Genomic DNA, 18,066 nt, shown 5'->3' with positions numbered 1-18,066 from the left:
GTTTTGACGACTTCTAATGACTTTCATTGACGATTTTATAATAAATATTCGTTGAAGAAACATAGAACAACAAATAGATGAGGAAATAGACACCCATGATGCTCCAGACGATACTTGTTAGCTCAGGAAAACCATTTACCGAATCGAGAATGTAATACTTAATAATAAACCAGCTATGCAGAACCCCAAGCACAAGCGGCGGAAAAAAAACAAACAGCAGCTGCTTACGAATCACACTTTTCATCTCTCGATTATCGACACCGATTTTACGTAATATGGCATATTGCATCCGTTCATCTGTTGCTTCACGCAATTGTTTGAAATAAATAACGCTAGCAAGTGCAAAGATAGCAATCAATGCAAGAAAACCGCTAGCAAACAACATCAGTGACGAACCTTCGATTTGTTTGGAGTATACGTCTGAGAACGAAGAATAATAAGCGTCTGGCGTTTGGGTAACGATCGCGTGTAGTTGCAACGATAGCTCCTCCGCATTTTCAGCATTTTTTATCCCATAGATTTCAAACGTTTTTTTGCTCGCTTGTACCTGCATGCTCTCGTATGTTTCATTCGAAATGACAAGCACCGCAGGCTTAATGACCATAGACAAAATCGGATCTGATGCCCATCCGAGGTATGCGTAATCCTTTTTTTCGACTAGTTTAAACGATGTTTCCGTATCCGCCTTAACCATAAAATCAGGTTGTTCCCCCATTGCATACGTAGTTGCTAGATCAGATCCTTGAGCAAGTGCTACTGCTTCATTTCCTTGCAGCTTCACACTTTGGTCATGCCCTCGCAATGCAATCAGCTCATTGTATGTACGCTCAGACACGAGAAGAACGTCAGGTGTATAATATTCGGGATTATCAAAGGCAACGTTCATATCCGTTGTGGGTGAAGCAACTATTCCTTCATGCTTAAGATGAAATCGAATGTCATGTTTGGACCCTTTGATCAGTTCATCTATTTTATGATTTGTCGCGCTGTCTAGCGAATGAAAGGCGAGATCATTAGGCAAATTCCGCTCAACTGCTGCGAATTGTACCTTGTAGTTAATGGTGAAAAAGCAAATCATCAGCATAATTGCTGCACTAAATAACGAAATAAACGTTAAATTCAGCGTATTCCCTTGAATTTGGAATCGAAGTGAGGATGTCCACAGTACCGTATTCCCTTCATGATATGTTTTACGACGGCTTATCATTTGAAGGAGCCAGCCAACAAATTGGCGAAAAAATAAATAGGTACCCGCTATAATGCCTATAGCAATAGCAACTATACTTATTTTCGAGTAATCCTGCCATACGGCCGTCTCTTTCCCGCTGCTAATTAATACATAAGCCATTCCTAGCAATAGTAGTGAAAAAATAGCTATGAGACCCGACGTCCGAATCGGTTTCTCCATCTTTTGCTTCGCATGAAACAACTCGGTAAGCTGTACACGGCTCACTGTTAGGTAGCTTTGGATACTAATAACGATAGCCAACAAGAAAAATACACCTGTAGTAAAAGCGATCGCCTCAATAGGAAAGTTAAGAGAAATAGGTTGGTTATATTGCATTAGTTTCATAAGCAGCATTCCAAAAAGCTTAGACAGCAACCCTCCTAGCAGCACACCCGTTACAAGAGATAGGATGCTTATAAAGAGCGTCTCGTAAAATACCATCCTCGTAATTTGTTTTTCACTTAACCCATACAACAAATACATACCGAACTCTTTTTTGCGTTGCCTCATAAAAAACGAATTTGCATAGAGAATGAAAAATACGATAAACAAAAAAATAACGACCGAGGCAACAGCTACACCCGTTTGAAAGTTTTTGCGATTTTGCAACGCATTTGTAAGATCCTCATTAAACATCAGCGAAGAGAACGTAAATTGAATAATGACACCTATAATCATAGAGATTAAATAAATGGTATAGAGGCGAAAGTTACGCTTCACGTTTCGAATCGTTAAGTCCAATAAGCTCATCGCAGCTTGCCCCCCATTAAGCTCTGGGTTTCCATAATCCGATCGTAGAACGCCTTCTGCGTTTGATCGCCTGCGTAGATTTCGTTCACAATCGCTCCATCGCGTAGAAAAATAATCCTTTTACAATAACTTGCCGCATAACTATCATGAGTGACCATCATAATCGTCGTTCCGAACGCTTCATTCAAACCAACTAACTGCTCCAATAACTGCGTTGCTGACCGCGAATCAAGCGCTCCCGTCGGTTCATCCGCAAACACGATAGCAGGTTTTGTTATCATCGCCCTTGCCGATGCCGCCCTTTGTTTCTGACCACCTGAAATTTCATTCGGGTATTTATGAAGAATACCCTCGATATTCAGCGCCTGCATGATAGGGAGCAATCTCGTTTCCATTTCCTTAGACCCAACCTTGCGAAGCGAAAGCGGCAATAATATATTTTCTTTTACCGTTAACGTATCTAGCAAATTATAGTCTTGAAAAATAAACCCCATCCGCTCCTGTCGAAATTGACGCAGAGCATTTCTCTTCAAATCAAGCAGCGACTTTCCCTCCAGCCATACTTCACCGCCGGTAAATTGGTCAATCGTAGACAATACGTTCATGAGCGTCGATTTCCCTGAGCCTGAAGGTCCCATTATCGCAGTAAGTTCCCCCGAAATAATCGTCAAATCAATTCCTTTTAAAACTTCAGTAGAGCCATAATTTTTGGATAAATTAACTGTTTGAATGACCGTTTTCATCATATACGTCCTCCCTTTCCTGTTATTTACTATAATCAGGAATCGGAATTGCAACCATAGAAGTAGCATGAATCAAAGTGACGTTTTTGTCACTAATCCCCGGTAAAAAAAGGTCGTCATTTTGGTATTTGCTTTTTATGGTAAGTGAATTAAAGGTTGTATTTACAAACAAATATATATGCACTCCCAATAATTGAAATGAGATAACTATCTTGCTCTAGACTTATTAAAAGTAATGCTTGTACTTCACAGCAACAAGACTTAGTCGAGTCGTTACCAAATTAGTTGAAGATGAGTTTGCCAAGAACGGCTTAAACAGGCATATGGAATCGGATAGATTAAGATGGATGATTCCCTCTATGTTCTAACCTTGATGATAGCTGTAGCTTCTGGATTAGTTGGCGGGGTATTATTCGCCCTTTCAACTTTTATCATGAAAGCCCTCCCCCACTCAAGGACGATTAGCACTTCTCTTTGTTCTATGTTATTCTTTTCTAGTACGTCATTTTACTTATAAAGAAGGAGGAGTACCCCATGAAAAAGAGATCGATCGCAAATTTATCCTTTGGTATTGGGTATTCTACTGCTGTTTTTTTCTAGAATCGAATGTAACGGGATAAGTCTGTCAAAAATTCGATTGAACAAAAAAACAGAGAAAATATATAGATTGTATTCAATCATATATTTTCTACTTATAAGGAGAATGCTCAAATGATGAACATTAATAATCATGTTGTTTCAAGAAATAATCCGAATCAAATCGCTAAACCTGTGGGAAATTATAGCCACGTCACAAAAATAAATCGAAACGCTGAAATGTACGTATTTTCTGGTCAGATTGGTAATGATCAGGATGGGCATATACCTTCAAACTTTAATGAACAAGTAACCCATACGATGAGCAATATTGTTGCACTGCTTTCTTCTCAAGGGCTGACCCCTGCTAATGTGATCAAAATCAACATTTGGGCTACAGAAGAGATTGACTGGGATCATTTTGACTCCATCTGGAATGATGTATTCGGTGACACACCTCCCTCTATGACGATTGCTTATATTAGTGGGTTAGGTTTACCTGAATTAAAAATTGAATTAGATGTTTGGGCTGCAGGATAATCGTTCTACTATAATTGCTCTATATAAAAAAAACGAACCCTAGAAGCGATTCTAGCGGTTCGTTTTTCGTTTACGATTAAATCCACCCGCGCTCATGCGCTTTTTCGGTCGCTTGCTGCCTTGTCTCAACTTCCATCTTCTGGATGGCGATAGACAAATAGTTGCGAACTGTCCCATCGGTTAGAAATAATTGCTTCGCAATTTCCCTAGTCGACAATCCCGACCTAGATAGTCTCAGCACATTGGTCTCCCGCTCCGACAACGGATTTTCTTCCTTTAGAAAAAGAACCGCCGCTAGGTCTGTGCTAATAACCCGCTCCCCAGCCATGACCTTACGTATAGAATGAATTAAAAAGTCGATTGGCTCATCTTTTAATAAATAGCCGTCGACTTTCAGATCCATCGCCTTTTGCAAAAAACCAGGGCGAGCGAATGTCGTTACAATGATGATTTTCGAAGGGCATCCCTCTTCCCTAAGCTTCTCTGCTACCTCAAGTCCGGTAAGGGAAGGAATCTCAATATCGAGCAGACAAACATCCGGCTCATGTTGCCTAATAGCGTCCCATGCTTGGAGACCATTTTCCGCTTCTGCTACAACCTCGATATCCTCCTCCATTGATAACAAGGAGGTTAATGTTCCTCGAAGCAACTTCTGGTCTTCTGCTATGATGACTCGGATCACCGACTATACCCTCCCAATGCTCGCTAATGGAACCTTTAACGTAATGACCGTTCCTTTGTCCGGTTCAGCAGATATATACATATCTCCTTGCAGCTTGCTCATTCTTTCTTTTATTGACAGCAATCCATTTCCGTCACCTTGTTTGATATGTCCATTGCCGTTGTCACTCACTTTAATATAATAGTGCTCGAACTGTATGTAATGCGCTACCGTACATTGATCCGCTTCACTATGTTTAATAATATTTGTAACAGCTTCCCTGACTGAGAGGGCAGCCATCGTTTCCGCTACATTAGATAACGGAATAATAGCTCGATCTCCCTCCACAATCATTTCAATGCCTGCTTTGCGAAGTATCTCTTTCGACAACTCCATTTCTTTTGTAAAGGAAACAAACTTCATGTCAGTAACAAGCTCCCTTACCTGCTTTAACGCATACCTTGAGTTGTTCACAATATCAAGCAGCTCATCTTTAGCCTTCTCTGGATTTTTGTCCACTAGTCTCATTGTTAATTCACTCTTTAGTTTAATCATCGTTAACGTTTGACCGAGTGTGTCGTGAAGATCCCTAGCAATCCGATTCCGTTCTTCCTCTTGAATAAACCGTTCAAGTTGAGCATTAGCGATATCAAGCTTCTCCTTCAAGAGATGAGCTCTTCCCCTCGTATAAACGACAATTGGCGTGGCGAGCTGAGCAATCATAAACGGGAAGATCAGTGTCGAAATAAAAGCAAATGGATTGCCTGTATCCATCCAACTGTACAGAAAAAACATCGCTACAATTCCACACATCCCAGCGGCGATGGTTGCTCTCCGATTAGCTCTGCCGAGCAGATCAGCGAAGACAAAACCGTACATCAGTATCCACTCTCCAAGGTAAATACCTAGCACCACGAGCACTAAGCTCCCAGTAAGTGTTGCCATAAGCTGGCGCCAATCCTTATACCAAAGTCCCACATAGAGGGCGAGCAAATAAAACAGGATCAGTACAAGCTTTATCCCTATAGATAATTGATCTTCCTCCACTACTATCAAATAGATTAGTAAGCCTGTGAATAGCACATCAATAAGAAGATATTTTTCAATTTGATCGACGGGATATATCCCTTTTAGCATCGCTCATACACACCTTATCCGTTGATGAATCGGTCTATTATTTACCTAAGAGGCCTGTTGTAACCTTCCTGGCTGACTCCATTGGCCCTAGCTTAAATCTATTTAACCATAGGGAGGCGAACATGATTTGGAAGCTACATAATACAAACCATATAAATACAATTGTTACCGAGTCTACTTTGCCGCCTAAACCTAAACCCCAGCCATAAAATAAGATTGAACAAATAACATTTTGCAGGACATAACTACTGAGTGACATTTTGCCTACTAACTCCAATTTGCTCCATAGCCATAACTTCTCATTGGCCTCTACCATCTTAGCAATAAGCCCAATATATCCAAGTGCAAGAATTGGTGCAAATAAATAGCGCACTGGCAGATCAAAGCCGCCACCCGGTACAAAAACGAGCATATTAAGCGGGATACCTACGCAGAGTCCAATCTGAAGCAGCTTTCTCCGCTTTTTCTTTCCAACGTCATCAGGAGCAAAATATCCAGACCTCATCATGCGTATACCTAACAGGAATAGAAAAATATTCATTGGAATAACAAATATTGCTTCTGTCCGCAGAAACGCAAAGTTCGTAAGGCGATACGCTACCTGCTGTAGCCAGGTTCCATCCCCATATAACAGAACTGCCTCGTTTAAATTACCCAAAAATATTTGCTCGCCTATTACACTAAGATAAATGACTAAAATCAAAAGCAGAACCATAACCGACCCATAAAGGCCACCAATAATCTTCATTGCTCTGCGAATAGCACGGTCGCCGCCTTTTATAATAAAAGCAGTAATAATGGCCGTAATCCCATAGCTCATCAAAATATCATATTCCATCACGAGAGTAAAATGGATGAACCCTTCAGCTATAAGAATAATCGACGCCCAAATATAAATACCGGGCCACGCATTGCCCTTTCGCAGTGCTTGCTGATACTTCATTTCCAGACCAATCCCGAACATAATCGTGAGCAAGCCAAGCATCTTTCCATTAACCAGAAACAAAACAAAAACTCTAACGAATTGTTGGAACGACTCCCACCATTCAATACCCATATAGGAAAGTGTATAGTTCACGTCCCCTAAATGAGCAAAGATCCAAATGTTCGTTCCGAGCGTGCCGAGTACTGCGAACCCTCTCAGTATATCCAGCAAGCGCAATCTACCGCTATTTCCTGTCATAACATCCCTCATCCTTCCCAATCCGTTCATAGCTATATTTTAGCGCAGAGCCAGAAATGGAAATATTCACAGCAGTCAGATGTTTGATATGACAGTGTCATGTGACTCAATATTAGCATATTAAGGAAGCCTTCTGCGATTCTAGATTACCTTATTTAGCGGTACTATCGACTTTACTCGATCAATAGATGGCCTCCATTCATCCATGCTAATAGTGGCGATTTGACTATACGCATTAAATGGTATGAGGAAGGCTCTCGATGAAATAATCGCTGGGAAATCTGCTGATGTAGTACTGCCAGCGCGCCTTTTTAATCGCTTTTATTCGAGTGATCATGCCAGAACTAATAACACTGGATTAGGCTTGTCTATTGTGAAACTGTTAGCGGAACAGATGGATGGCTCTGCATACGCATCTTTACAAGGCGGCTTTATCGAGATAAGTATTGAGCTTCCGTTACATCATCCAAAGGTTAACTGATAAGACCACATGTTATTCAAAAACATAGAACAGCTAATCTCAAATTATTCGTTAGGGCACTCTCCTAATCTAGCAACAGTAATTACAGTTAAATAATCTTGAATCATTTCTCGAGTAACATTCATTTCAATTAGGTATAAGTCTGCCAGCATTTTCTTAAGTTGCAGAACTACTTCTCTATCATCCGCAGTTGTATCCGCTGGAACCGGTGTATACTCCACCAAATAAACAGTTCTTGCAACATCATACAAGGGATCTCCATGGCACACGTTCATGAAGTCTATAACCGTTTTACGCTCGTCTGAAATTAATATATTGTCAGGATGATAATCACCATGACAAAGGGAGTCTCCGTCTTTTAAACTATCAAGAATCTCCAAAGCTCTTTCTTGTTCCGCTACATTAACCGATAATGCATTTAATATATTCGTTTTCAAAAACTGTTTGTAATTCGGCACATTACTAACTTTGTTCTGAACAATTGTTTTATGTAACGTTGCCATACGTTCCGCACAACCTTGAATATCTCCCGTTCTAAAAACCCAATTCAACAGGGATTCGCCTTCAACTCTCCCATATATAATACCCAATTGCTCTTCGCAGTTAATCATTTCATATGCTTTTGGTTTTGCAAAGCTCATATCATTGATAGCAGTAACATTTTGAAACTCTCTTTCTACTTCATATTTGGGATAGTCCTGAACAAAAAGCTTAAGTACTGTACCTTCTCCCCATTCATATACAGTTGCCGTATTACCTTTGCCAATTAGTTTCCCAAGTTGCATGGATGCCACCTTGCCTTCATGTCGATTTTTAGTTTAGTGATTCGCATCAGGCCAATATCGGTATTGCTCTAGATTAATACGCCCATCTTCGTCTGTTATAACACCTTCACCATTCAAATAAAGAACCTGCTTAAAACGAGCTTCATCATCCTGCAGAGCAACTTCTCCCTTGGCGTTCACGACTCTATGCCAGGGTAATTCGTATGCACTGCTCATAGAATGAAGAATACGCACCACTTGTCTCGCCCCTCTTGCACTACCAGCCACCCCTGCAATTTGCCCATACGTCATGACATACCCTTCTGGTATGCTTTTTATAATCGAGATAACTCTTTCTGTAAATGGCTGCACTTGCACTACTCCCTTTCGCTCATAAGTCTTATGAACTAATAGTAGCAGTTAAATATACAAATAGGCTACGTCTCGATTTGTATCGAGCCATAGCCTACCATTACTTTCAGACTACTTCGTGTAACTACAGTACTCTTCTAGCTGTTGAGTAACGCTTCGAGTAATCACTCAGTTTATTAATAACGACACCGTTCACTCTACTGCCAGTCGTATTATGAATAAACTGTCCATTACCGATGTAGATACCGACGTGGCTAACTTTAGACGATCTTCCGTTGTTAAAGAAAATCAAATCGCCAGCACGCAGATTGCTTTTGGATACGTAAGATCCTTGGTTCTTCTGAGAAGAAGTACCCCACTTCAAGTTCACACCTTGTTTACCGAAGACATACTTCGTAAATGAAGAACAATCAAAAATCAATCTACTTGGATTGTTAACTCCATACTTATACTTAACTTTACCTTGCAGTGATTTTGCTGTAGCGACAACCTTGTCTGCCTTAGCCGATGCCGTTACTTTGGAAGCCGCTTGGGCTTGTCCAATATGAGAAGTGCCGACCACCGATTGAGCAGACATAATAGCTACGCAACATGATGTTGCAATTAACGTTTTCTTAATCCAATTGTATTGCATGATATACCCCCTGATGTTTTTCTCTGATGTATTAGGAGTATATCACCTCGTATATCAGTGTCGTGGATTCTTAAGGCTTTCTAATAAGGGAAGTTCTACGTGCAGAGGAAAAACTAGCTAATCCATTGTACGGTCAAATTGATAATAATCTCTCATCTTAGGGAAATGAACAGTGACCGTCGTATACTCTCCTTCTTCCGATTCCATGGAAAGATCATGGTCTCCTTAAAGCGCCATTTGCTTCGCAAAATACAGCCCCATCCCCGTAGATTTCGAATAATTTCTGCCTATAGAGCCAGCTTCTATCGTATATTTCCGAGCATGCAATACAATCTGATTCCACTACGCATCGCAAAACAATTTTATCCCCTTCGAGCAGAGCGACTTTCGTCTCTTGCACCATGCTAAAACCCCCTTATTTTCCAATTTCAATAATACGTTAGGTTTAAATAAGAGGTTTCGCACTTCCATTAGCCCTTTGCTCAAGCTTCATCATTACGCCGTCCACTCATCTATCAAAGGAATCTCTTAGCTCACCGCCCGTAATTGTAACGATTAGCCACTAACAAACATATATTTATTAAGGATAAAGTTACGGTCTACGGGTATACACGTATATTACTAGATTGGCATCAGCCTCACATGTCTCAGAATGACCATTACTCATAACGAGGTGTTTTATGAAAATCAGTTTTTTGACGCCCGCATATAATAGTGCTCGGTGGATTGTAACTATGCTAGAAAGTATTCCGAAAGAATATGCCTATGAAATAGTAGTTTGTGAAGATGCCTCTACGGACAATACATTAGCTATTCTGCAACAATACAAAACAATTTGGCCGCAATTGCGCATACTAGTGAACGAAAAAAATAGCGGCGCCAGCTATTCCTACAATCGTTGTATTGAGGAAGCACGAGGGGATTATGTTGCCATTATAGATAGCGACGATCACTATTTGCCTGCCATTAAAGACGTATTAGCGCAAATCGACGGTCAATACGACATCTATTACTACAACATGCTCACTAAGGATGGACACTTATTTACTAAATATCCGAGTAATGAGTACTCGTGGTGCGGTCAATTCAAAATCATTCGAAGAAGCTTTATTGGCGACGCGAGATTTACAACAAGGAAGGATATCGCTGGCGATTGGGATTTTAATAGAATGTTAATGGATAAACGACCAACGTCAAAATATACAGGCTTATCAGCTTATTGGTACAACTTTTACCGCGAAGACTCAGAATCTAATTTGCACCTAAAAGGGCTGAAATAATAAATTTCCGTCGTGAAATTTGTGAGATGCCCCTCATCAATGAGGATGGTGATGTACAGCTGTGTTTAAAAATAAAACTTTGCTCATAACAGGTGGCACTGGTTCATTTGGCAATGTCGTATTGCAACGATTTTTAAATACAGATATAAAGGAGATTCGTATATTTTCGCGTGATGAAAAGAAACAGGATGATATGCGGCTCCTTTATAACCATAACAAAATCAAGTTTTTTATTGGCGATGTACGCGATAGCAGCAGCATTAATAATGCGATGTATGGCGTAGACCTCATTTTCCATGCTGCAGCCCTCAAGCAAGTTCCCTCTTGTGAATTTCACCCGATCGAGGCTGTGAAAACAAATGTACTAGGTACAGATAATGTATTAACTGCCGCCATTCAAGCGGGTGTGCAGAAGGTCATCTGTCTGTCTACAGATAAAGCTGCATATCCTGTTAATGCGATGGGCATTTCGAAAGCGATGATGGAAAAAATATTTATCGCCAAGTCTAGAATTGTTACGCCTGACAAAACATTGATTTGCGGCACTAGATACGGAAATGTAATGGCATCACGAGGTTCAGTTATCCCATTGTTCGTCGAACAAATTAAAGCGGGTAAACGATTAACGATTACCGATCCCAAAATGACTCGCTTTATTATGAGCCTTGAAGAAGCTGTTGAGCTCGTATTGTACGCATTCAATAATGCTGCCAATGGCGACATCGTCGTGCAGAAATCACCTTCTGCTTACATGGCAGATCTGGCACAGGCATTGCTTGAATTGTTTGAAGCGAGTAATGCTGTAGATATTATCGGAACCCGCCACGGCGAAAAGATATATGAAGTTCTTCTTACAAAAGAAGAGGCTGCAAAGGCTATAGATATGGGCAATTTTTATAAAATTCCAGCAGATAATCGCGATCTGAATTATGGCAAATATCTCGAAGAAGGCTCCCCCAAAATCACTTTAACCGATGAATATAACTCCAACAATACAACGATCCTTTCCGTCCCTGAAATAAAAGAGAGATTGCTGCAACTTCCCTATATCAAAGATGAATTGCTCCGATGGAACGGAGGAATAGCATGAAATTTTTAATACTTGGGGCTTCCGGAATGGCTGGTCACACCATCTCTATCTATTTGCAGGAGAAGGGGCATGAGGTCACTACCTTTTCACGATCCCCCTTTCCTTTTGGTGAAAATATTAATGGGACCATTTCCGAAAACTATTCCCTACACTCGCTGCTTCAAACAAAGGGCTATGATGTGATCATCAATTGTATTGGTGTTCTAAACCAAGCCTGCGACTTAGAGCCCGCAAGAGCCGTTTACTTAAACAGTTACTTGCCGCATGCGATTGCTGATCTATTAAAAGGAACTGCAACTAAACTTATTCATATGAGCACAGATTGTGTTTTCTCTGGAAAGTCTGCCCCCTATTATGAGCATAGTCATTATGATGGGGATACCTTTTACGATAGAACAAAAGCTTTAGGTGAAATTGATCATACTCATCATTTAACCTTCCGCAACTCTATTATTGGTCCAGATATGAAGAAGGATGGCATCGGATTGTTTAATTGGTTCATGAAGCAAAAGGGCAACATTAACGGATATACAGGCGCTATTTGGACCGGTGTAACTACTTTAACATTAGCAAAAGCAATGGAAAAAGCAGCAACGGAACGTATAACGGGCATCTATAATCTTGTTAATAACAAAAGTATTACTAAGTTCGATTTATTAAAGCTATTCAACAAAACTTTCAAGGCGGATGAGCTCACTATTACGCCTAGTGATACTGTGAATGCAGATAAAACGTTAGTGAACACCCGCACGGATCTTTCATTTGAAGTTCCAAGTTACGAAGTGATGGTAGCCGAAATGAAACAATGGGTCGACACACACAAAAGTTTATACCCTCATTATTTTGATTAACCCAATTTTAACGGGTTACAGTATGCGCGACGTACGAGGTGCAGCCTCATCGATAAATGACATTATCGATGAGGCTGCACCTTCTTTTATTCATAGGATCACGAATAGTTCGACATTATCCAATATAAGGATATGCACTTTTTTGTGTGTAAGGGTTTACAAAACAACGTAGATGATTTAAGATACGGACTATAAAAGTAAATAGCTTATGCTGTGAGACATTGAGAGCAGCCATTATCTAATTGGTTACGGTCTTCTCCTTCCTAGTGAAGAGAGCGAGTCGTAAGCGGTTTGTGATGGCTGCTTTTTTTATTTCAGGAAAATTGCTGAAATAAACTGAAAATCCAAACTAACCACTATTTTTTGTCGGGGGTGAGAAAGCGCTATCATTTTTATGAGACGGCTATTTTTTCTAATTGTTGAAGAAGATAACTAACACATACACCTTTGGAGGTTGCATTCAATGTCACCATTTATAGCTGAGATTGTAGGAACAGCATTGCTAATTTTATTAGGTAACGGGGTTGTAGCAGGCGTCCTGCTGAAGAAGTCAAAAGCAGAAAATTCCGGTTGGATTGTCATTACATTGGCTTGGGGCTTGGCAGTAGCTATTGCAGCATATGCTGTCGGCGGCTTCAGCGGAGCTCACTTGAATCCCGCATTAACAATTGGATTAGCAGTAGCAGGTCAATTCGAATGGAATCAAGTCCCATCTTATATTACAGGTCAAATGATCGGCGCTATTCTTGGCTCGGTTCTAGTATGGCTACACTACTTGCCTCATTGGAAAGCAACTGAAGATAAAGACTTGAAATTAGCAGTTTTTGCAACAGCTCCAGCTATTCGTAATTACGGCGCTAACTTGATTAGTGAAATTATCGGAACGTTTGTCCTAGTTCTTGCAATACTTGCTATTGGTGCGAACACTCTCGCTGATGGATTAAGCCCGCTTATCGTAGGTGGACTAATTGTTGTAATCGGTCTTTCTCTAGGTGGAACTACCGGTTATGCGATCAACCCAGCACGTGATCTGGGCCCTCGTATCGCGCATTTCCTGCTTCCGATTCATGGAAAAGGATCATCCGATTGGAGTTATGCAATTATTCCTGTTGCAGGTCCGATTATTGGCGCAATTCTTGCAGCTTTATTCTATACAAATGTATTCTGAGTATAATGGGTAACAATAACCTTTGGAGGTCATTAACATGGAAAAGAAATATGTAATGTCACTAGATCAAGGAACAACTAGCTCCCGTGCAATTCTATATGATCGGGATGGCAACGTCATCGGCTCCGCTCAAAAGGAAATTACGCAATTTTATCCAAAAGCAGGATGGGTTGAGCATGATGCGATGGAAATTTGGGGAACACAAAGTGGCGTCGCTCGTGAAGTTCTAGAAACAGCAAGCATTAGCCCGCAAGAAATCGTCGCGATTGGCATAACAAACCAACGGGAAACAACAATCGTGTGGGACAAGCACACTGGAAAGCCCGTGCATAACGCAATCGTGTGGCAGGATAGAAGAACAGCAGAAATTTGTGATGATTTGAAAGCAAGAGGTCTTGAAACGTACATTCGCGAAATTAGCGGTCTTGTTGTTGATGCTTATTTCTCCGGTACGAAAGTGAAATGGATCTTGGATAACGTTGAAGGTGCTCGCGAAAGAGCAGAGCGCGGTGATCTATTGTTCGGAACAGTAGACACATGGCTCATTTGGAAAATGACGCGCGGACAGGTTCATGCGACGGACTATTCCAACGCTTCACGTACGATGCTCTACAACATTATGGAACTTCGTTGGGATGACAGAATGCTTCAAGAACTAGGCATTCCTGCTTCCATGCTTCCTGAAGTTAGACCTTCCGTTGGTCAATTCGGTGTTACTGATCCACAAACATTCGGCGGAGCAGAAATTCCGATTGCCGGCGTAGCTGGCGATCAGCAAGCGGCATTGTTCGGTCAAGCTTGCTTCGAGTCCGGTATGGCAAAAAACACATACGGCACTGGCTGCTTTATGTTGATGAATACAGGTACAAAAGCCGTAACATCAAAATCCGGCCTGCTTACGACTATTGCATGGGGAATCGATGGCAAAGTCGAATATGCGCTAGAGGGTAGTATTTTTATCGCAGGTGCAGCTATTCAGTGGCTTCGTGACGGCTTAAAGTTAATCGACTCAGCTTCTGATTCTGAGTATTATGCTAGCAAAGTGAAGGATACAGACGGTGTATACGTTGTACCAGCCTTTGCAGGACTTGGTGCTCCTTACTGGGATATGTATGCAAGAGGCGCAATGTTCGGTATGACTCGCGGTACGAAAAAAGAGCATATTGTACGTGCGACATTGAACTCACTTGCTTACCAAACAAAAGATGTGCTCGGCGCTATGGAAAGTGATTCTGGCCTCAAGTTGCAAGCTCTTCGTGTGGATGGCGGAGCAACGGCTAACAATCTGCTCATGCAATTCCAAGCGGACATTCTGGATGTTCCTGTGCAAAGACCAGCAGCAACAGAATCGACGGCACTTGGCGCAGCTTATATGGCTGGTATTTCCGTAGGCTTCTGGAAGAAGGAAGATATTTCTCAGCTTGCTGCAGGAGCAGTAACTTTTGAACCTCAGATGGAAGAAGAGTCCCGTAACAAGTTGTACAAAGGCTGGAAAAAAGCCGTTAAACGTACGCTTGAATGGGAAAAAGATGATGAATAGAACAACTAGACTCCGTATGCGTGCCATGTTACACTAATGACAAGTAAATAGCATGTGACGGAGAATGTGAGATCCACACCTTTTAGTACCCTTTCTTTAGCGGGGTACTAAAAGCAGTGTGGATTTTTTCTTGTTCCGTTACGTATCATCCATAAATGGGTTACTAAAGGAATAAGGAATTTATGGACGGGGAAAATAAAGAGCGGAAGAAGGGATACATCATGAATAAACAATTTTCCAGCATCGATAGAGACGGTGTATTGGATAGCAGTAATGGACAACAGGTTGACTTACTAGTCATTGGCGGAGGTATTACTGGCAGCGGTATTGCTCTCGACGCAGCTAATCGAGGATTGAAAGTTACTTTGGTGGAAATGCAGGATTATGCAGCTGGAACATCAAGCCGTTCCACAAAGCTTGTTCATGGCGGACTTCGCTATCTAAAAAACTTTGAAATTAAAGTTGTAGCTGAAGTTGGTAAAGAGCGGGCAATTGTTTATGAAAACGGTCCACATGTTACGAAACCAGAATGGATGCTGCTTCCGATCTACAAAGGTGGAACATTCGGATACTCGTCAACATCTATTGGTCTTCGTGTTTACGACTTCTTGGCAGGCGTTAAGCGGGGCGAACGCCGTAAGATGCTAAGCTTGACGGAAACGCTTAAACGCGAGCCGCTTCTTAAGAAAAATGGTCTGAAAGGCAGCGGTTACTATGTCGAATATCGTACTGATGACGCTCGTCTAACGATTGAAGTTCTTAAACGCGCAGTCGACTTTGGTGCAACTGCCATCAACTACGCTAAAGTTGAACGATTTATTTATGAGAACCAAAAGGTTGTCGGTGCAACAATTATCGACCAACTTACAGGTAAATCCGTAGACGTATATGCAAAACAAATTGTTAATGCGACTGGGCCTTGGGTTGATGAGATTCGTGAAAAAGATAATTCAAAAAAAGGTAAGCAGCTTCGTTTGACAAAAGGTGTGCATCTTGTCATTGATGGCGGCAGATTCCCGCTTAAGCAAGCAATTTACTTTGATACACCAGATAAAAGGATGGTATTTGCTATTCCGCGTAATGGCAAAACCTATGTAGGAACAACAGATACGTTCTACGATGGCGATACAGCTAATCCAAAAATGTCTAAAGAAGATCGCACATATATTATCAAAGCGATTAATGACATGTTCCCGGAAACCCGCATTACGGAAAAGGACATCGAATCGAGCTGGGCTGGACTTCGTCCTCTAATATTTGAAGAAGGAAAAGATCCTTCCGAAATTTCCCGTAAGGATGAAATTTGGCAGTCCGATTCTGGTCTCATTACAATTGCGGGCGGCAAGCTGACTGGATACCGTAAAATGGCTGAAATGGTCGTTGATTTGGTAGCAGAAAAAATCTCGAAAAAAGATGATGTTCAGTTCCGTTCATGCCAGACGATCAATATCCCTATCTCCGGCGGCGATGTAGGCGGATCGTCTAACTTTAAGCAGTTTGTAGAACAAAAATCGCGTCAAGGTGAGCAGTATGGACTTTCTGCCGCAACTGCTAAAGAACTTGTTGAAATTTATGGATCGAACATCGATACCGTATACAAAATAGCTGGAACAATCGATCCCTCGGATGCGGAGAAGAATGGTCTGCCTCTAGGGCTGTACTTAATGCTTCTATACTCCATCCAATACGAAATGTCAGTTAAGCCGGTTGACTTCTTTATTCGTCGTACTGGTGCAGTATTGTTTAATATCAACCTTGTTAAGGAATATAAAAATGAGGTTATAACTTGTATGAAGGACTTGTTGAAGTGGGATGAAGCAACTACAATCAAGTATGTAGCTGAACTCGATCAACAATTAAAGGATTCCGTTAATCCTTCGATATAAAACGTTAGATCGGATATATCGCTTAAGGGGGATCAATAATGATCATTAAAGATTTGATCATTCCGGCAATCAGAGGATTCAAAGAGTTAGAAATGGCTTTAGAAGCACCACAAGAAGTGATCTTTCTTCTTGAGGGCGAGCTTATTCACTTGCAAAGTATTGTCAATACGGTCAAACGAGCAAACAAAAAAATATTTCTCCATCTCGATATGGTAAAGGGAATCAAAGATGATGAAGCATCGATCCATTATTTATCAAAGGTGATCAAGATCGATGGTATCATCAGTACGCGAACCTCGTCGCTCATCAATGCCAAAAAATACGGCCTGGGAGCTATTCAGCGTGGTTTCCTTATTGATTCCCATTCCTTGCAGACGATTATTAATTCTGCAGCACAGATCAAACCTGACTATATCGAAATATTGCCGAGCTTTTCCCATCCAAAACTCCAAACGGTAAAGAAAGAAACCGGCGTGGACATTATATTGGGCGGATTTATTGAGAAGAAAGAAAACTTACCTGTTCTATACGAAGCAGGGGCGTTTGCTATTTCAACCAGTAGAGTCGAGCTTTGGCGATAAGAGCAGTGTCTGTATTCGAACAAGACGATGACAGAGATTTACGCAAAGAAACCAATTCCGTGAGAGCGGCAATTGGTTTCTTTGTTATTGCATGAGCGTAACTACCTTCGCAGTGACTATCTCTCTTCATATAATAAATTAAAATGATCGATTAAATCTTGCTCACTCATTCCTAACTCTTTACTTTCATGAATGATTTCCAACATTTTTTCTTCTAAAAGTTTCATACGCTGCTCCCTTATGAACGCTTTATTGGCTCCTGATACGAATGACCCTTTACCAACGACGGAGTCTATGAGTCGTTCCTTCTCCAATTCTTCGTACACCCGTTTCGTCGTAATAACACTAACTTGCAAATCTTTGGCAAGTTGGCGAATCGAAGGAAGTACATCTCCTGCATTCAGTTCACCATTCAAGATACTATGTCTAATTTGATTCACAATCTGAATATATATTGGATCTTCAGATGCGTGTGAAATAATAATATTCATTTTCCACTCCCGTTAACTAAGTAATTATTGTGTATGTGTAATATATACACCAATTAGTTGATTGTCAACACCTGAGAAATCATAGAACCTCTCCCACGGATTTTGTTTGA

General features: G+C 41.0%; 18 protein-coding genes. 9 read left to right on the top strand and 9 right to left on the bottom strand.

The genetic code is table 11. The features are described 5' to 3' along the window. Nucleotides 1–13: 13 nt before the first annotated feature. Nucleotides 14–1,978 (bottom strand): ABC transporter permease, encoded by a 1,965-nt coding sequence (locus tag MFF31_RS09190; protein WP_238187716.1) that lies wholly within the window; start codon nucleotides 1,976–1,978, stop codon nucleotides 14–16. Further along, on the bottom strand, nucleotides 1,975–2,721 hold the full coding sequence (locus tag MFF31_RS09185) for an ABC transporter ATP-binding protein (protein WP_238188544.1): 747 nt from the start codon (nucleotides 2,719–2,721) through the stop codon (nucleotides 1,975–1,977). Before MFF31_RS09185 ends, MFF31_RS09190 begins: the two co-directional genes overlap by 4 nt. A gap of 720 nt (nucleotides 2,722–3,441) precedes the next feature. Here MFF31_RS09185 and MFF31_RS09180 point away from each other — a divergent pair. Next, nucleotides 3,442–3,837: a RidA family protein gene (locus tag MFF31_RS09180; RefSeq protein ID WP_238188543.1), complete on the top strand. Its 396-nt coding sequence runs from the start codon at nucleotides 3,442–3,444 to the stop codon at nucleotides 3,835–3,837. A 76-nt stretch (nucleotides 3,838–3,913) separates the two neighbouring features. Here the strand turns inward: MFF31_RS09180 and MFF31_RS09175 are convergent, their stop codons facing one another. The 3 genes from MFF31_RS09175 to MFF31_RS09165 are packed head-to-tail and all read right to left on the bottom strand — an operon-like array spanning nucleotide 3,914 to nucleotide 6,818. Then, nucleotides 3,914–4,519, bottom strand: coding sequence for a response regulator transcription factor (locus MFF31_RS09175; protein WP_238187715.1), 606 nt, complete (start codon nucleotides 4,517–4,519; stop codon nucleotides 3,914–3,916). A 3-nt stretch (nucleotides 4,520–4,522) separates the two neighbouring features. Continuing rightward, a complete protein-coding gene (locus tag MFF31_RS09170; protein WP_238187714.1) occupies nucleotides 4,523–5,635 on the bottom strand; it encodes a sensor histidine kinase in 1,113 nt (370 codons plus the stop codon). A gap of 37 nt (nucleotides 5,636–5,672) precedes the next feature. Further along, nucleotides 5,673–6,818 (bottom strand): DUF418 domain-containing protein, encoded by a 1,146-nt coding sequence (locus MFF31_RS09165; RefSeq protein WP_238187713.1) that lies wholly within the window; start codon nucleotides 6,816–6,818, stop codon nucleotides 5,673–5,675. Nucleotides 6,819–7,062: 244 nt separating this feature from the next. On the opposite strand from MFF31_RS09165, the gene MFF31_RS09160 reads away from it, so the two are divergent. Beyond that, complete coding sequence (locus tag MFF31_RS09160; protein WP_238187712.1) at nucleotides 7,063–7,299, top strand: ATP-binding protein; 237 nt, start codon at nucleotides 7,063–7,065, stop codon at nucleotides 7,297–7,299. Nucleotides 7,300–7,343: 44 nt separating this feature from the next. Here the strand turns inward: MFF31_RS09160 and MFF31_RS09155 are convergent, their stop codons facing one another. From MFF31_RS09155 to MFF31_RS09145, 3 genes are all read right to left on the bottom strand, one after another. After that, a complete protein-coding gene (locus MFF31_RS09155; RefSeq protein WP_238187711.1) occupies nucleotides 7,344–8,084 on the bottom strand; it encodes a phosphotransferase family protein in 741 nt (246 codons plus the stop codon). A gap of 33 nt (nucleotides 8,085–8,117) precedes the next feature. Continuing rightward, the gene (locus MFF31_RS09150; RefSeq protein ID WP_238187710.1) at nucleotides 8,118–8,435 is read right to left on the bottom strand and encodes an MGMT family protein; all 318 of its coding nucleotides are present in this window, start codon (nucleotides 8,433–8,435) and stop codon (nucleotides 8,118–8,120) included. Between the two features lie 124 nt (nucleotides 8,436–8,559). Further along, a complete protein-coding gene (locus MFF31_RS09145) occupies nucleotides 8,560–9,069 on the bottom strand; it encodes a C40 family peptidase (RefSeq protein ID WP_238187709.1) in 510 nt (169 codons plus the stop codon). Between the two features lie 680 nt (nucleotides 9,070–9,749). Between MFF31_RS09145 and MFF31_RS09140 the strand changes: the two genes are divergently transcribed. From MFF31_RS09140 to MFF31_RS09110, 7 genes are all read left to right on the top strand, one after another. Then, nucleotides 9,750–10,349 carry a glycosyltransferase family 2 protein gene (locus tag MFF31_RS09140; protein WP_238187707.1) on the top strand — a complete coding sequence of 200 codons (600 nt, stop codon included), beginning with the start codon at nucleotides 9,750–9,752 and terminating at the stop codon, nucleotides 10,347–10,349. A 61-nt stretch (nucleotides 10,350–10,410) separates the two neighbouring features. Then, nucleotides 10,411–11,439, top strand: coding sequence for a polysaccharide biosynthesis protein (locus tag MFF31_RS09135; protein WP_238187706.1), 1,029 nt, complete (start codon nucleotides 10,411–10,413; stop codon nucleotides 11,437–11,439). Continuing rightward, nucleotides 11,436–12,290, top strand: coding sequence for an SDR family oxidoreductase (locus MFF31_RS09130; RefSeq protein ID WP_238187705.1), 855 nt, complete (start codon nucleotides 11,436–11,438; stop codon nucleotides 12,288–12,290). Before MFF31_RS09135 ends, MFF31_RS09130 begins: the two co-directional genes overlap by 4 nt. A 463-nt stretch (nucleotides 12,291–12,753) precedes the next feature. Next, the gene (locus MFF31_RS09125) at nucleotides 12,754–13,458 is read left to right on the top strand and encodes an MIP/aquaporin family protein (RefSeq protein WP_238187704.1); all 705 of its coding nucleotides are present in this window, start codon (nucleotides 12,754–12,756) and stop codon (nucleotides 13,456–13,458) included. A gap of 37 nt (nucleotides 13,459–13,495) precedes the next feature. Beyond that, a complete protein-coding gene (gene glpK / locus MFF31_RS09120) occupies nucleotides 13,496–14,998 on the top strand; it encodes a glycerol kinase GlpK (RefSeq protein ID WP_238187703.1) in 1,503 nt (500 codons plus the stop codon). 221 nt (nucleotides 14,999–15,219) lie between these two features. Next, nucleotides 15,220–16,884 carry a glycerol-3-phosphate dehydrogenase/oxidase gene (locus MFF31_RS09115; protein ID WP_238187702.1) on the top strand — a complete coding sequence of 555 codons (1,665 nt, stop codon included), beginning with the start codon at nucleotides 15,220–15,222 and terminating at the stop codon, nucleotides 16,882–16,884. A 38-nt stretch (nucleotides 16,885–16,922) separates the two neighbouring features. After that, complete coding sequence (locus tag MFF31_RS09110; RefSeq protein ID WP_238187701.1) at nucleotides 16,923–17,465, top strand: glycerol-3-phosphate responsive antiterminator; 543 nt, start codon at nucleotides 16,923–16,925, stop codon at nucleotides 17,463–17,465. Between the two features lie 116 nt (nucleotides 17,466–17,581). On the opposite strand, the gene MFF31_RS09105 is transcribed toward MFF31_RS09110, so the two are convergent. After that, nucleotides 17,582–17,956 carry a GntR family transcriptional regulator gene (locus MFF31_RS09105; RefSeq protein WP_238187700.1) on the bottom strand — a complete coding sequence of 125 codons (375 nt, stop codon included), beginning with the start codon at nucleotides 17,954–17,956 and terminating at the stop codon, nucleotides 17,582–17,584. Nucleotides 17,957–18,066 lie beyond the last annotated feature (110 nt).

The organism is Paenibacillus sp. L3-i20 (assembly GCF_022180385.2).
GTDB lineage: Bacteria > Bacillota > Bacilli > Paenibacillales > Paenibacillaceae > Pristimantibacillus.
This window is presented reverse-complemented; position numbering and strand designations above follow the sequence as displayed.